At 56.2% G+C, this 15111-nt stretch carries 12 protein-coding genes; 2 read left to right on the top strand and 10 right to left on the bottom strand.

Annotated elements, in window-relative coordinates:
• The first annotated feature begins 81 nt into the window (after window positions 1-81).
• Together hutG and hutU are read left to right on the top strand one after the other, a co-directional pair.
• Window positions 82-879, top strand: a complete 798-nt coding sequence (gene hutG, locus HOC_RS18965) for an N-formylglutamate deformylase (protein ID WP_035541472.1) — start codon at window positions 82-84, stop codon at window positions 877-879.
• Window positions 879-2543: a urocanate hydratase gene (hutU, locus tag HOC_RS18960; protein ID WP_035541469.1), complete on the top strand. Its 1665-nt coding sequence runs from the start codon at window positions 879-881 to the stop codon at window positions 2541-2543. Before hutG ends, hutU begins: the two co-directional genes overlap by 1 nt.
• A 117-nt stretch (window positions 2544-2660) precedes the next feature.
• Here the strand turns inward: hutU and hutC are convergent, their stop codons facing one another.
• From hutC to HOC_RS18910, 10 genes are all read right to left on the bottom strand, one after another.
• Window positions 2661-3365 (bottom strand): histidine utilization repressor, encoded by a 705-nt coding sequence (gene hutC / locus HOC_RS18955; protein WP_051625112.1) that lies wholly within the window; start codon window positions 3363-3365, stop codon window positions 2661-2663.
• Between the two features lie 247 nt (window positions 3366-3612).
• Complete coding sequence (gene nqrF / locus HOC_RS21565; protein ID WP_277813064.1) at window positions 3613-5451, bottom strand: NADH:ubiquinone reductase (Na(+)-transporting) subunit F; 1839 nt, start codon at window positions 5449-5451, stop codon at window positions 3613-3615.
• 3 nt (window positions 5452-5454) lie between these two features.
• On the bottom strand, window positions 5455-6096 hold the full coding sequence (locus tag HOC_RS18945) for a hypothetical protein (protein ID WP_156950552.1): 642 nt from the start codon (window positions 6094-6096) through the stop codon (window positions 5455-5457).
• Between the two features lie 152 nt (window positions 6097-6248).
• Window positions 6249-7229, bottom strand: coding sequence for a hypothetical protein (locus HOC_RS18940; RefSeq protein WP_156950551.1), 981 nt, complete (start codon window positions 7227-7229; stop codon window positions 6249-6251).
• 50 nt (window positions 7230-7279) lie between these two features.
• The gene (locus tag HOC_RS18935) at window positions 7280-7897 is read right to left on the bottom strand and encodes a cupin domain-containing protein (protein WP_156950550.1); all 618 of its coding nucleotides are present in this window, start codon (window positions 7895-7897) and stop codon (window positions 7280-7282) included.
• A gap of 345 nt (window positions 7898-8242) precedes the next feature.
• Window positions 8243-10978 (bottom strand): TonB-dependent receptor plug domain-containing protein, encoded by a 2736-nt coding sequence (locus HOC_RS18930; RefSeq protein WP_035541456.1) that lies wholly within the window; start codon window positions 10976-10978, stop codon window positions 8243-8245.
• 477 nt (window positions 10979-11455) lie between these two features.
• The gene (locus tag HOC_RS18925) at window positions 11456-12601 is read right to left on the bottom strand and encodes an NAD(P)/FAD-dependent oxidoreductase (RefSeq protein ID WP_035541454.1); all 1146 of its coding nucleotides are present in this window, start codon (window positions 12599-12601) and stop codon (window positions 11456-11458) included.
• 10 nt (window positions 12602-12611) lie between these two features.
• Complete coding sequence (locus HOC_RS18920) at window positions 12612-13676, bottom strand: fatty acid desaturase (RefSeq protein ID WP_051625113.1); 1065 nt, start codon at window positions 13674-13676, stop codon at window positions 12612-12614.
• 69 nt (window positions 13677-13745) lie between these two features.
• Complete coding sequence (locus HOC_RS18915; RefSeq protein WP_156950548.1) at window positions 13746-14621, bottom strand: patatin-like phospholipase family protein; 876 nt, start codon at window positions 14619-14621, stop codon at window positions 13746-13748.
• 102 nt (window positions 14622-14723) lie between these two features.
• Window positions 14724-15111: methyltransferase family protein (locus HOC_RS18910; protein WP_035541447.1), on the bottom strand; the 388-nt coding region annotated here is incomplete at its 5' end.

The following is a 15111-nucleotide window of genomic DNA, read 5'->3' as shown; positions in this document are numbered from 1 at the left end:
TGAGCGCGCATGTGCCCTGGTAAAGGGCGCCGTACTTTCCCGGGCCGCAGGACTGCCAGACAGTGTCGATGCGGTGACACTGTGAACCCCGTTGATGTCAAACGGGGGCAGGGACCGATCGTCCTTGGAATTCCCCATAGCGGTACATTTATTCCGCCGGATGTGTTCGCGCGGCTCACGCCGATCGGCCAGTCGCTCGCCGACACAGACTGGCACGTGGGCCGGCTTTATTCGGATATCCTGCCAGGAGCCACATCTGTACGGGCAAACTTTCATCGCTACGTGATTGATGCGAACCGCGATCCGTCCGGCGCGAGCCTTTATCCTGGTCAGAACACGACGGGCCTGGTGCCTGTGACAAGCTTCGATGGCGAGCCCATCTGGACGAACGCGCCCGGCACCGAGGAGATCGAAGCGCGCCGGGTGCGTTGGCACGCGCCGTATCACGCTGCGCTGGCAGGCGAACTCGAGCGTGTCCTGGGGATGCATGGCGTGGCCGTGCTCTACGATTGTCACTCAATTCGTTCCAGAGTGCCGTTTCTGTTCGAGGGTCGCCTTCCGGATTTCAATATCGGGACGAATTCCGGCCGGGCGTGCGATCCGCGTCTCGCCGATGGCGTGGAGGATGTCTGTCGTCGGGCGCCGGGCTATACAATGGTGCGCGATGGCCGCTTTCGCGGCGGCTGGACGACGCGTCATTATGGGCGGCCTGCGCAAGGCGTGCACGCGATTCAGATGGAGTTGGCGCAATCGACTTATCTCGAAAGCGAGACGGCTCCCTTCCAATATGATGCCCGAAAGGCCGACAATTTGCGTGAGCATATCGGCGCGGTTCTCCGGGCAATAGAATTCATGACGATCAAACTGGAAAGCAGGTAATGATAAACAACCGACACAACCTCAGAGACATCTATCCCGCGACGGGTTCAGAGATTACCGCGAAGAGCTGGCTCACCGAAGCGCCGATGCGTATGCTGATGAATAACCTGCATCCGGACGTGGCCGAGAATCCGCATGAACTGGTTGTCTATGGTGGCATTGGCCGTGCGGCACGGACATGGGCCGATTTCGACAAGATTGTTGCAAGTCTCAAGGATCTGGAGCTGGATGAAACGCTGCTTGTCCAGTCCGGCAAGCCGGTCGGCGTGTTTCGCACACATGCCGATGCGCCCCGTGTCCTGATCGCAAATTCCAATCTTGTGCCCCATTGGGCAACATGGGACCATTTCAATGAGCTGGATCGCAAAGGTCTGGCCATGTACGGCCAGATGACCGCAGGGTCGTGGATTTATATCGGCTCCCAGGGGATCATTCAGGGAACGTACGAAACCTTCGTTGAGGCCGGGCGCCAGCACTATAAGGGAAATCTCTCGGGACGTTGGATATTGACGGGCGGCCTCGGCGGCATGGGAGCAGCGCAGCCGCTCGCGGCCGTGATGGCGGGGGCCTGCTGCCTGGCTGTGGAGTGCGATGAGACCCGTGTCGATTTTCGGATACGCACGGGCTATGTCGATGCCAAAACGGATTCCCTCGACGAGGCGCTGGAAATTATTGCAGACTGGACCGCGGCAGGTGAAGCGAAATCGGTTGCGCTTATCGGCAATGCGGCTGATGTTTTTCCCGATATTTACAGGCGCGGTGTCCGCCCGGATATCGTAACCGACCAGACCAGCGCGCATGATCCGTTGCATGGCTACCTGCCGCAAGGCTGGAGTCTGGCCGAATGGCGCGAGAAGCAGGAATCCGAACCAAAGGCAGTGGAGCTGGCGGCGCGTGCCAGCATGAAAGTGCACGTCAAGGCCATGGTGGATTTCTGGAACGCAGGCGTGCCGACCCTCGATTATGGCAACAATATCAGGCAGGTCGCCAAGGAAGAAGGACTTGAAGATGCCTTCGCTTTTCCCGGATTCGTGCCAGCCTATATCCGCCCATTATTTTGTCGCGGCATCGGTCCGTTCCGCTGGTGTGCGCTGTCGGGAGATCCTGAAGACATCTACAAGACCGATGCGAAAGTCCGCGAACTGGTCGACGATCCGCACCTTCACAAGTGGCTGGACATGGCGCGCGAGCGCATTGCCTTCCAGGGACTGCCCGCACGTATCTGCTGGGTCGGCCTTGGTGTGCGCCACAAGCTCGGCCTGGCTTTCAACGAGATGGTGAGGACGGGCGAATTGTCCGCACCTATTGTTATCGGGCGCGACCATCTCGATTCCGGCTCGGTTGCATCCCCCAATCGGGAGACGGAATCCATGAAGGACGGCTCTGATGCCGTATCAGATTGGCCACTCCTCAATGCTTTGCTCAATACCGCGTCGGGGGCAACCTGGGTTTCAATCCATCATGGCGGCGGTGTGGGTATGGGATTTTCTCAGCATTCCGGCATGGTGATCTGTTGCGACGGAACAGCGGACGCAGACCGCCGGATCGCTCGCGTCCTTTGGAATGACCCGGCGAGCGGTGTGATGCGCCACGCTGATGCCGGATATGAAACTGCCATTGATTGTGCTCGTGAACACGGTCTGAATCTTCCGGCCATATTGTGAAGACGCTCGGCAATGGCTGTTCAGGAACTGCCTGTGATCCAGGCCCACGGCGGCATCATCCGGTCGGCCGATGGCCTGAGAAACGATCGGAATGATAGGGTTGCAGCGTCCGGCCTGTCAGGACGTCGCCAGACGATCGAGGAACTCATATCGAGATCCCGGATAAATCATTCGGGCGAACGAAACGATCCTGCGGCAGCTCCAGGTTCGGCGAAGCAGCAAAAGACAGGGCTCGGTCTTGTTGATCTTCAGAAGCTTGCGCGATTCTGCATCAGGAATGATGGATTTGACCCTGTGTTCAAATTTCTGAAGCGGCGCGTGCTTCATCAGATACTCGTTCGGTGTCCCCTTGCTGAAATCCAGTTCTCCGTAGCCAGGCAATATGGCCTGGGGGACAAATCGCTCCTCAAGCTGAAGGGGCAGGCCATTCTCCTCATGTATGACGATCGAATGGAATACTTCCGAACCCGGTTCGATTTCGAGCTGCTGTGCAACGATGCGAGATGCGTGCTCGAGCGAATTTTGAACCATGATTGCAGAATACGAACTATTCCGACCGCGTATTTCGTCTGCGATATTATTGACAGTGATAAGCTGGCCGTGTGACTGCGCCTCGGCGACAAATGTTCCGACCCCCGCTATCCGCAATACTAAGCCGGAATCCTTCAGCTCCTTGATAGCGCGGTGGACGGTCATTCGGGCCACCTTGAATTCGGCAGCCAAATCCGTTTCCGACGGAACGCGATCATTCGGCTTCAACTCACCTGTTTCGATGAGGCCCGTAATATGACGCTTGATTTGTTCGTAAAGAGGGGCTGGCACGTGTGATCTATCCTCAATGAAAGTCTTGAACCGTTGAATCGCTTCGAAAGATATATGGCCATCATGACAAAATGCTATGTCGGATTGAATTGGGCAGAAGGAACGTCTGGTCCATTTATCGGGAGATTGAGTCGCGGCGCACCGAATTTTGTTCCTTTCCGGGCGAACGGATCAAAGCTGAAATGTCGATATCTCGCATGGTGGGGCAATTTCAAGACAACTTCAGCAGCTCCACCGATCTGTCATGTCAATTGCCAAAGTCGTCGAATGCAATCCTTTCTTCAGAAACGCCAAGCGAATTCAGCAGCATCAGGACCGCTTCAAGCATCGGTGGTGGACCGCACACATAGAAGCGGCACTGAGCGATATCGGGATGGGATGCGAGATACTGGTCACGCACAATTTCGTGAATCCACCCGCGCTTTCCGGTCCAGGCATCGGTTTCGTTCAAGTGCGAAAGCGCGACATGCCAGGAAAAATTCGGGCAATTGTCTACGATGTGCTCGAATTCTTCCTTGTACACAATATCCTCTTGTGTCCTGGCGCCATACCAGAACGACACTTTCGACGTCCTGCTTCGCGATACCAATTGGTCATGGATCATGGATCGCATGGGCGCGATGCCGGCGCCGCCCCCGATAAACACGATCTCAGCGCCATCGTCGTAAACATGAAAGTCTCCAAACGGCCCTCTTAACCGGACTGTATCGCCCTGGCCAAGCGTGGACAGGTAGGCAGAACCAATACCGACAGGAACGCCCGACGTATCGGGCTTCGCAAGCGCGAGACGGATGTTCAACAAAATATCGCTGCCGAGTTCGCCGGGAGAGTTGGCAAGCGAATATGTTCGGTGGAGTGGTGTATCTGTTCCGAACGCTTTTGCCGTCCCCGACGCCTGCCACTGACCCCTGACGGTTTCAGGCAGGTCCAATTGGTCCAGATGCGATCTGAAAGGCGGAATTTCTACTTGAACATAGCTCCCCGCCCTGAATGCGAGAGGCTCCGGAAGCGCAATTCGAAGTTCGTACATGTCAGGTGCGATAAACTCAGAAGACACAATCGTTCCAGTAAATGTTTTCGCGTCGAGCAGACCGTGAGGAAGTATGACAGAAAGGGCTGTGTCGACCCGGTGCTGGCAAGCCAGACGGTATCCCGAATCAAGCTCCGATTCCGGGATCTGTCTGCGATCAGCAGGCGTGATGGGCGTTTCAGGACTGATCCTCACCCTGCAAAGGCCGCACGTGCCGCCGCCTCCGCATGAGGAGGGGAGGGGATAGCCTTGTTCTTCCATAGCGGCATACAAGGATTGCTGCGGCTTTGCATCGAACGCCCTGACCGCTCCGCCTTCACTGTCGGTAAGCGACAGAGTGAGACGTTTCTTGCGGTTGCGCCATTTTGCAACCAGATTGAAGTCGTGGCGCCGGAAACTGTCCCACCAAAGGACTATTCCGCTCAATCCCAACCAGAACACGACAAGCGCCGAGATCACGACAAGCGGGTTATTGAAATTGGACCGGTTCTGGTAGTCCATGATATGGAGCATCCACAAAGTATCGAATATTCGCCAATAATGGTTGCGTCTTTCCATGACCTGCCCGGTGGCGGTCGAAACATAGATGCTTGTACGCTCAGGATCATTGAAGTTGATCCGCCAGGCAGGGCCGGCATGAGTGCGGATTGCCAGCGTGGGAGTTGCTACATGTATGGCTTTCGAAATTTGTCCCGGTCCGGAATAATCGTTGCGCGCAATTTCGATTGCAAGCGTTTCGTCTATGATGATGGGCAGTCCCGTCTCAGCATCCAACAGCGACGTGCCGTCCGTTGCAACGGTCTCGTAAACAGGCCGCCCATTGAAAGTCCGGAGCCGAATCTGGCGGATAGAACGGTCATCGACTGCCGGTGGGAGCCTGACCTCATCCCTTGTTGATTCCAGCGAGGCTGTTTCCGCATGTTCTGCCTTGCGGTGCTCGCCGGAGACCTTGTCATGGGGCAGAATTGCCATACCAAGCCCGCTGAGCATCCAGAGAGCGAGCTGGAAGCCCAGAACGAGACCAATCCACTTGTGCGCCTGTCGAACGATCCCCATCATCTATCGGTCTCCCTGACGACGCTTGAAGCTGAACCAGAGCAACCACAATCCCAGAATTGACAGGGACAGGCCAAGTCCTGCCGCGATACGCAAGAGATTGTTGTTCACGTCAGCGCGTTCCTTGTAGTCCATGATGTGCAACATCCAGGCAAAATCGAATACACGCCAATAGGTGTGCCGCCGCGTGATCAGGGATCCGTCGTCAGGAGAGATATAAAAGGACGTCGAACCGGCGTCGGAAAAATCGATTTTCCACAAAGGCAGTTTCCGGGATTGAATCTCACTCGGAGCTTCGGCGTCATTTTCCAGCAGTGTGGCAGCGCTGACATCGCCAGATCGCGCATAATGATAGCGCGCCACGCTGATTGCATCAGCTTCCCCGAGCGGGGACTGTTCGTTCCCGGTCTCTGCGTTGACGAGATGCGCGCCCGCAGGCGAATATATCCTGTAGAAGGGTTTCCCAATCCAATTCGTCAAAACGATCTCATTGGCGTCCGGATGCCCAGCAAGGACATCCGAAAATGTAATTCTGGGCTCATAGCCACTGGAAATTGTGTCTGACATGTTCCGAACCAGATGGTCGCCATGTATGAAGTCGAGGTTCATGACGACCATATAGAGGCCGCTTGCTAACCAGATCATTGCCTGCGCGCCAATAATCAAGGACACCCATTTATGCCACTGCCGAACTCTGAACGCGATCATTCTGGTCATCTGTCACTCTCTGTAATGGTGGCTCTCATGGCCGAAGGCCGCAGAGCCAGGAAGCAGGTCCACGAGCGCCTCACAAATTATCATTCGAAGGCAATCGTGTAGTCTCCGTAAAGCGGGTCGTAGTAAAATCCTCCCGCTTCATAATCGGCATTCCATATCTGCTTGCCGGTCTTGTCGAGGCGATAGAGATAAGGGGAAAGCAACAGACGTTCCTGATGCCAGCGTCCCTCCTTTCCCGACGGGATCTGGGATCCAGAACCGTAAAGCATCAAGCCTTCATCGGAACGTATCTCGTGCTGCGGACCAATCGCCTTGTATTCATGGCTTACATTGATCAGCTTGTGTCCAAGCTCATGGGCGATCGTAAGCTTGTTCTTTGAGTCATGTTTTGTGAGCGTTATGACTCCACGGATGCGATCCGGGATGGTGTCCCCGTACATGTAGGACGGAAATGAAAGTCCGGACGTATTGACAACCTTGGGCGCCCAATTGCGTCCGGTATCATCCAGATTCTCGAAAAAGGTCATGTAAACGTTCTGCAATGCAAGGAGGTAAACCGTCCTGCTATTGTTGTCGGCTGGTTCGATAATGCCTTCGAAGGCCGCAAGCGCACCGTCTGACAATTCCGAGGGAGTTTGGCTGCGCTGGACATGCATGTTGCCATAGCCGCCTGAAGGCATTTGCGAACGATCGCTCGCCGAGTTGATAGCAAGAAAGCCTGGATCCACTGCGCCGGTCTTTACCCACAGGAGATTGAGTTGGACACCCGTCGGCGCGAAGACCCGCTTCGCGTTCGCGAATTCCTCCAGGAGCCCTTCCAGGGGCAATATGGCTCTCGCATCCTCATGAAGATTGGACGGGTAGTATAGTCCGACATCCACTGTCGGCTTCCCGGCCTGCAAGTCAGCGTTCAAAGCGTTGACCTCGGCCTCCTTGATAACTGTCCAGATGATCGTCCGGGATTCTGCTACTGCGTCCGCTGGAGGTGGGGACACAGATGGTGACGTACATCCCGACGAAACCACCATCAGCAACACAGCACATATCAATTTATTGATCATGGGGACTTCCTAGTCAAAGTCACGAATTGCGCGTATCAAGAGCAGCCCTGTCATTCGACAGAGACTGTCCTGGATGCTTCAACCAGTTGATCGAATTCGGGATTGTGCTGCTTGGCAAATGCGATGGCCGGGTGATCGGCGTCGAGCTGGTGATAATAGAATGTCTCACCTTCATTGTACTGTTTGTCCAGATCCTCCGCCAGCGCGTGCATGCCATCGGTAAAGGACCGATAATTTTCACCTTCCCGCTTCTTCTTGAAAATCAGTATCTCTGCTCCCTCCGGAAACGCGGCTTCCCATCCTGTCGGCATGTTGGAACCGAAGTGAAAAATCGAGCCGGCCTGCATGACCTTGCGCTTACCTTCGCTGCTGAGGACCCATCGCCCTGCCATCGTATAGACAATGCTCTCAGTGGGGTGCGGATGCTCGGAAAGGAACATTCCGGGTTCAAGCCGCAAGGTATATGCGCGCAATTCTTCTCCGAAGAGCAGTGGCCCAAAAAAACCTTCATGGGTGAACGTGCTGCTGGCGTTCTGCATCGCCTCGGCAACGTCCTCGATGATCTCGACATTATTGGCCAGTTGGATATAGGCCGGCGCGACATGTGTGGCATCGACAATCCGCGGGTCCTGCACTTTCGAGCCAGAATGCCCGTCGGCATCAGGCATCACCTCGGACCCATGCGAATGACCATGGTCGTCACCGCGCTCAGGATGGGTTGCGCAGGCCGCCAGCGCCAACACGGATAGTGTCAAAAGCAGATGCTTCGTATACATAAATATCTCCCAGCTGAATTGGTCCGTTTCGGACGAAGGTGATGCTTGGACTACGTTCTTATCATTGGCCGGCGAGGCAGATCCGCCCCCGAACGCGGTGGCCTGGCGCGTCTGCGTGTCTTCGTTTCTGGTCTCGTCCTCCCCGTTCGTCCGGAGGATTGAAAACCGAAAAAGTTCGATTCCAGGGAGCGTCGCTGCGGACAGGCGAGAGGCCTGTCCGCAGGATATGCCTTCGGCCTACTTCCTGTAGCTCAGCCTTATGTAACCGCGGCGGCCAAGAAGGTCATAGGTCATCGTGTCCGTGTTTCCATCTGTCCAGCTGGCGACGAAAGGTGGATCATTCTGAAAGATGTTGTCCACTCCGGCGGTTACCCGGAAGGCTTCAGTTACATCGTAGGAAAACTGCGCATTGTGATAGAATTGCGCCGGAATGTGAGAACCCGGTCCTGATGTCGCATAGAAATCGTCACCTTCGCCAATCATCTGGACAGAATAGGTTCCCGACCACTTGCTCGATGTTGTCGTCCAGGAGCTTATTGCGCGCCACTCCGGGTAACCGCCATTTCCTCCGCCGATATAGCCGGCGATCATCGTGGGATCATCGCCCTCAAAAGCGACGGTTTCATACTCGGACAGATACGTCGCGTTGAAGTCGATCGAATGGTCGAGGCCGAATTTTTCAAAGCCATACACCACGCCGATATCAAGTCCTTTCATTGTCTCGCTGCCGGTGTTCGCATTCTGCGTCGACAGATAGTTGACATCACCATTCAACGGGTTGCGGGTATGATGCTCGGGAGCACAGAACTGATGGGACAGGTTTGACGATTCGTAGCAGAGCGACAGTTTGGTCGATCCCGGGGTCGTCCGTATGGCATTGTCAATCTTTATGTCAAAGTAGTCGAGCGTAACAGACAGTCCCTCGATGGGTTGAAGTACCGTGCCGATGGTGAATGATTCCGAGGATTCCGGCTCAAGGTTCGGATTGCCACCCGCATCTGTCAGGACTGTATTGCCAAGCTGGATATAATTGGTCGGCACGCCGGCCGCCTGGCAGTTCAGGTAGATATTGCTTGTCGGCGAAAGGGCCGCCCATCCAGAGCATGGGTCAACCGTTGTCAGATTGCCCTCTGACACGCCGCCAAACAGTTCCGGAATATTCGGAATACGAAACGCGGTTGCAAAGGTTCCCCGGAGCTTAACAGCATCGTTTATGCGCCAGTTCAGTCCGGCCTTGTAATTGGTATCGCTGCCAAAGAGATCGTAGTCGGAATAGCGGATTGCCCCATCCAGAGAGAGCGACTGGACGAGAGGAATATCCTTTATAAGTGGTACACTGACTTCGGCAAAGACCTCTTTCGCCTTCGTCGATCCGGAGATCGGATCCTGCTGGTTTCCAAGAGCGAGTCCTGCGACCGACAGGGAGTCCGGATTGCGCCATCCCTTGTCTTCGCGCCACTCGGCTCCGAAGGCGACGCCGAGCATGCCCGCAGGAAGCTGGAACACTTCGCCGCTCATGCTGGCGCTGATTGCCTTCTGTTCATTGCCGCCAAGTCCCGTCTCCGTGAACACGATATAGTCGAGGACGTCCTGCGTGACATCGCCGTATCCAAATAGATCGGCACACGGGACGCCACCCGTGCCACACGTGGCCGGATCCAGCGTTTGTGCCAGGCGTCCAGTATTGATGTTATTCAGTATCGAATCAGAGCCAGTGTTGCGGCCCCAGTTCAGGGATGCTTCGTAGCTCCACACGTCACCGAGGTTTCCCTTTAGTCCGGTTACGATCCGGAATGTATCCGTTTCCTGTTCGAATACGCGTGCGCCATTTTCAAGCAGCCTGCGACGCTCCAGGACGAAGTCGACGCCTGTCGGGTTGGTTGGATGCGATGCATCAAACCCAATATCGACAAGCGTGGCCGGAGACGCCGGCTGCGAGGACCAGCGTTTTGTATACAGGAGTTCGGCAAAAAGGTCGGTACTATCAGTCAGGTGATATGTGCCGAAGGTCGCAAAACTGAGGCGCTCAAGCGGGTTGGATGCGTTGAAATATGGGTTGTAGTTGAAGCCGTCGCGATTGCCGTCGTAAATCTGGAAGGAATCTCCGTCACCGCCGGGCATTTGATTGAAATTCACCCGTGTAGGGCCCGTCAGGACCGATCCATCAGGCATGACATAGCCTGCAGGCAATGTGCCACGTCCGCCGATTGTGGAAGAGCTCAGGCCATCACAGACAAATCCGTCCGGGCCCGGCGTCCCGGGGCAAGGGGCGCGGCTCTCATCCGAAAGCGGCGCGGCCCCCGTATCCTGATAGCTGACATTGAACATGACGTCGCCCTTGGAGCTCGTCGCGCCCCAGCTCAAATCCAGCAGTAATTCCTCGCCGTCACCTTCATCCGTCATGCCATATTTGGCAGATGCTTCGAACCCGTCATAGCCTTCTTTGGTTATCAGGTTGATCACGCCAGCAACCGCATCGGCGCCATAGGTGGCAGACGCACCATCTTTGAGGACTTCAACGCGCGACACCAGAGACATCGGGATCATGGACAGATCGACGGCGCTATTCGCGCCGGTGCCACCATAGACAATCCGGCGGCCGTTCAGAAGGACCAGGGTTCTGTTGACACCCAGACCGCGCAAGTTGATTTGCGGCGTACCCCAACCATTGGATACCCAATAGGCACTACTCGAATTCCCGCCGAATCCAGCCGACGATGGGAGGCGCTGGAGAAGCGTTTCGAGATTTGTTATCCCGGTCTGTTCGATCTGTACGCTGTCAAGGACAGTTACAGGGCCAACGCTTGTGAGGTCCTTGCGCTTGATCCGGCTACCGGTAACGGTGATCGTATCTTCGACTTTGGCCGCCTCATCTGCGGGCGCCTCCTGGGACGCCGCCGGCAATGAGGTCAAACACAGCGCTAGAGGAACAAGCGCTGCACTCATCAGGATACTGTTCTTAAGAGATTTCATAGTCCGACTCCCGCCATGTCTGATTGTCTAGATTTGGATTGTAGCGTAGCTTAAGTATGTACCTGTCTAGACAGCCGGTTCGTCGGGTCAACCCTGTTCTTAAACTATTGGTCATCTTTCTCGCGCTCAGAACAAAATGCAGGCATGCTGGTCGAGAATTGAGCTGATGCAGGGTTGCAACTTTATGGCTGATATGTCGAAGGCAACTTAGAATAGGCTTTCGCCGTACAGGCGCCGTTGACACGGCCCATCTGCCAGGGGTGATAGGCCGGCCGAATTTATGTCATGCCTGATCCTGACGGGTTGATTCATAGCGCAATTTTCATCCCGTCTTCGTCTTTTGGTTTAAAAAAGTGGGGCGTTTGTCCTGCGAGCTGAGTCTTGCGTTTTCCCTCGGTGAGAGCCGGACGCTTCCCTCCGTATTCTTGATCACAATGCATGACGCGATCGAAAGGCAACTCGAAGGCGGCGTCCGCATCACCATTGCGTCGCCATACTGATGGTCCCTTGTTCGCCGTGTTGACACCAGACACAATCGCAATTTTGATGATTGCAGCTCGGATCGTTCATCTGTCCCCTAAAACGATGGCGCGCCATCGGGAACAATAGTCGCTTTGGAAGTGACGGGCCGTACGCACGGGCGAGCAAGCTGGGGGTCTGTGCGCGTCCCAGCTGCCTGATCAGAAAGTCCATGCCGCGCCGACCCGCAGCATTGAACAGGAAGCGGTTGACCACGCCTGTACGCAGGCCCGGTCGAAGCTCTTGCTGCCAGGCATCGGCATAGCTCGTCCCATTGATCAGGCTTTCGGCAGCCAGCCGGCCGGATCGTATGGCATAGCGCAAACCAAACCCGGCGAGAGCATCCTGAAACCCCGCATGCTCACCGATCACCGGATAGCCGCCTTGCAGGGCCGTGCGTGGCAGGCGGATATTACCAAAGCCGCCGAATGGCCTTGGGTTTTGCATGCGCAATCCGGCATGACGTTCGAAAAAGGCCAAAGTGGCCGCGAGGTGTTCCGCCTGGTCGCGGAAGCCAGAGAACATGCAGCTCGCCACCGTACCGCGACCCTCATGAACCAGAAGATAGGCGTATCCTTTCGGCGCCAGTTCGGACCCGAAGGCAAGCCAGGCACCGTCCTCCATGTCGGTATCGAAGATTTCCCCCACCGCAATGATGTCGGCGCGGCGCGGTCCACCAGCAAGAACCATTTCGCCGGACGTCAATGTCACGCGGTCATTAAAGCAAACCTCCACACCCGCACCGATTGCCTGGTCGAGCAAAGCGCGATCCAGCGTGCCTTCGCCAGCGCCACGTCGCAACAGGTAGAACAAGGGTCGCTCGCCGTGGACACGATGAGGTTTGGCCTGACTGTCAAAGACGACACCTTCGTTCATACCGTGATGGGCGAACCCGGTCGTGATGCCGGTTGATGCCAGTTCTTCGAGGGCATCCATAGAACCAGTCCAGTTCTCCAGACCCTGAAAGTCATCATGAAACCGGTGGCCGATATCGGCGTGCCACTCGCGCACAATTACCCTTTTTCCAGCCTGCGCGAGCACAATTGCGCACGTCAGGCCGGCCGGGCCCGCGCCAACAATGGTGATGCCCTTTTGGTTCGCCATATCGCCGTCCTCAAGGCTTGACTGATCGGGGCGCCGCGTTTCTCCGCATGGCCCGCGCAGCTTCAAATGTGACAAGGCGCCGACCGAGCGTATCCCATAATTTCAATCGAGTAGTCTTGAAGCTCTCGCCAAGCTTCATGCGCCCGGTCTCTGCGAGGCGAGGGTGATCGCGCAACACATCAGGCAGCCGGTAGAAGGGAATGCGGCTATAAAGATGATGGACATGATGGATGCCGATATTGGCAGTCATCCAGCGCAATGGCGGCGGCAGGTCATAAAATGAGCTGCCATAAAGCGCGGCCTCGTGAAGCTGCCAGTTGTCGCTCGTGTCCCACACAGTGTCTTCAAACTGGTGCTGCACATAAAACAGCCACACGCCGATAATCGCGGCCATTGACGTGATGAGCAGATAGGTAACCAGAAACGGCAGCCAGCCCACAGCAACGATCCCCGTAATCAGGAGTATGGCGATAGCGATGTTCGTGCCCATGGCGCTCACCCAATATTTGAAACCGGCGCGCAGGAATCCCACCGGCAGGCGATGGTGTAACAGGAAGATGAAGATCGGACCGGCTCCGAAGAGAACGAAGGGGTTACGGTAGAGCCGATAGGCTAGGCGTCCTGCGAATGTGCGGCCATTGTACTCATCGACAGTCAAAGTCAGGATGTCCCCGACACCGCGCTGATCGAGATTTCCCTGAGCGCCGTGATGCACCTGATGTGAGCGCTTCCAAAGATCATAAGGTGTCAGCGTCAGAACGCCGATCAGACGGCCGGTCCAGTCATTTGCCCGACGCGATTTGAAAAATGCTCCATGCGAACAATCATGCTGGATCATGAACAATCGCACCAGAAATCCGGATGCGATCACGCTAATCGGGAGCGTCAGCCAGTAGCTGGCAGAGGTCGACCAAACCGCGGCGCCCCATAACAGCAAGATGGGCACCAGTGTCACGGTCAATTCGAACAGGCTGCGGACCGGAGAGGGGTGCCGATAGGCGGCCAAAATCTTTATCCAATTGCGTGCCGGGGCTTCTGGCGGGCCAGACCCCTGCGCCCTATGAGTATAATTCATGAACTGGTCCTCGTTTGTCATCGCGAAGCGAAATCGACTGCTCCCACAGGGTGGTACAATACACGTCGATCATTGCGCGCTCACGACTTGCCGGTTTTTGCAGACTGGCGTCAGAAGCGTTTCCAGTCGGGGCGCAGCACGTCGGACGGCGGCGACACCGGCAGCGATGCAGCGGCGTTTGTGTGCAAAGTCCAGCACCCCGACCGATACGCCATAATCGGGCCTGAGAACCAGGTCTGCCTCCTTGTCGCGCGATCTAGAAAATGCGTTATGGGTCATTTCAATTGATCTGAAAAACACGTCCAGACCGTTTTTAGGGGACTGGTCGACCTGTCGTTGGCCCGGATCGATTGTTATGACGCAATCAACGCCCGCCTCTCGTACCAGATCGACTGGCGAACTGTCTGAGTACCCGCCATCGATCAGGAGGTGAGGCCCATCTTTGAAGGGCGGCAGGATGCCGGCCAGGGCCGAACTTGCATAGACCGCATCGACCGCATTGCCACGTGTCTTGACGACCCGCTCGCCGGTCAGAATGTCGGTAGCGGTAATATGCGTCCGCACACGTCCCGACTCGAGGTCTTTGCCGAGCGTCAGTTCCCTGATGACAGAGCGGCCCCAGTCGACAGTATGCTCGCCGGCGCCCCAGCCAAAGGCAAGCGCGCGCAGTTCGCGTCCCGCAATCGCGAAGTTCCTGATTCTGTCCAGCATGTCCGGTGCTCTGAGATCAGGCACAACGGGAAATCCCGACACGTCCATTGCGACCAGATCGCGGTACCAATCCGTGTTTAAAGAGTAGGTTGCAGCAATGAGTGCGCCAATAGAGACGCCTGCGATCGCATCTGGATAATAGCCAAGATGATTGAGTGCCTTGAGCACACCAACGTGGGCCATGCCCCGCGCGCCGCCGCCAGCGAGTACGAGTCCGAACGGTCTGTGGTGCACGATATTTCCTTTCGAACAAGGCGTTGAATGTCCCCAATACGAATTCGTCAGCTGTCATTCAGTGAGGTGCCGCCAACGCGCGACACTGCCCCACTGACACGACTAGAGACCACGGCCAGAAGTCCTCCTAGACTTGGATAGTCGGCGCCAGCGCGGCCAGAAGCGCGGGGTATTAGCTGCATAGGCGCGGTATTCCTCGCCAAATTCAGCTTCTGCGTCCTGTTCCTCCCGAAGCGCGAGGCGCACATACATGAAGACCAGGACCGGGAACATGATCAGGGTCAGAATGGTCGGCCATTGCACCAGAAAGCCGAACATGATCAGCACGAAACCGGCATATTGCGGATGGCGCATCCGTGCATAGATACCTGTCGTCGCGAGTTTGCCCGAGCGCAGCGCGCCATGAAGGACTGGCCAAGCCGACGACAATACGCTGAAGCCCAGGAAGATAAAGGCCAGGCTTATAAAGTGAAACGGGCCAAAATGAGGA

Origin of the sequence: Hyphomonas oceanitis SCH89 (assembly GCF_000685295.1) — a bacterium.
GTDB lineage: Bacteria > Pseudomonadota > Alphaproteobacteria > Caulobacterales > Hyphomonadaceae > Hyphomonas > Hyphomonas oceanitis.
Note: the sequence above shows the minus strand (reverse complement) of the source record. Positions and strands in the feature narration are given on the sequence as shown.

Excerpts from the sequence above, each read along its gene's own strand:
- hutU (WP_035541469.1), top strand. The coding sequence starts at position 879 with ATGATAAACAACCGACACAACCTCAGAGACATCTATCCCGCGACGGGT.
- nqrF (WP_277813064.1), bottom strand. The coding sequence starts at position 5,451 with ATGGGGATCGTTCGACAGGCGCACAAGTGGATTGGTCTCGTTCTGGGC.
- HOC_RS18945 (WP_156950552.1), bottom strand. The coding sequence starts at position 6,096 with ATGATCTGGTTAGCAAGCGGCCTCTATATGGTCGTCATGAACCTCGAC.
- HOC_RS18940 (WP_156950551.1), bottom strand. The coding sequence starts at position 7,229 with ATGATCAATAAATTGATATGTGCTGTGTTGCTGATGGTGGTTTCGTCG.
- HOC_RS18935 (WP_156950550.1), bottom strand. The coding sequence starts at position 7,897 with ATGCCTGATGCCGACGGGCATTCTGGCTCGAAAGTGCAGGACCCGCGG.
- HOC_RS18930 (WP_035541456.1), bottom strand. The coding sequence starts at position 10,978 with ATGAAATCTCTTAAGAACAGTATCCTGATGAGTGCAGCGCTTGTTCCT.
- HOC_RS18925 (WP_035541454.1), bottom strand. The coding sequence starts at position 12,601 with ATGGCGAACCAAAAGGGCATCACCATTGTTGGCGCGGGCCCGGCCGGC.
- HOC_RS18920 (WP_051625113.1), bottom strand. The coding sequence starts at position 13,676 with ATGAATTATACTCATAGGGCGCAGGGGTCTGGCCCGCCAGAAGCCCCG.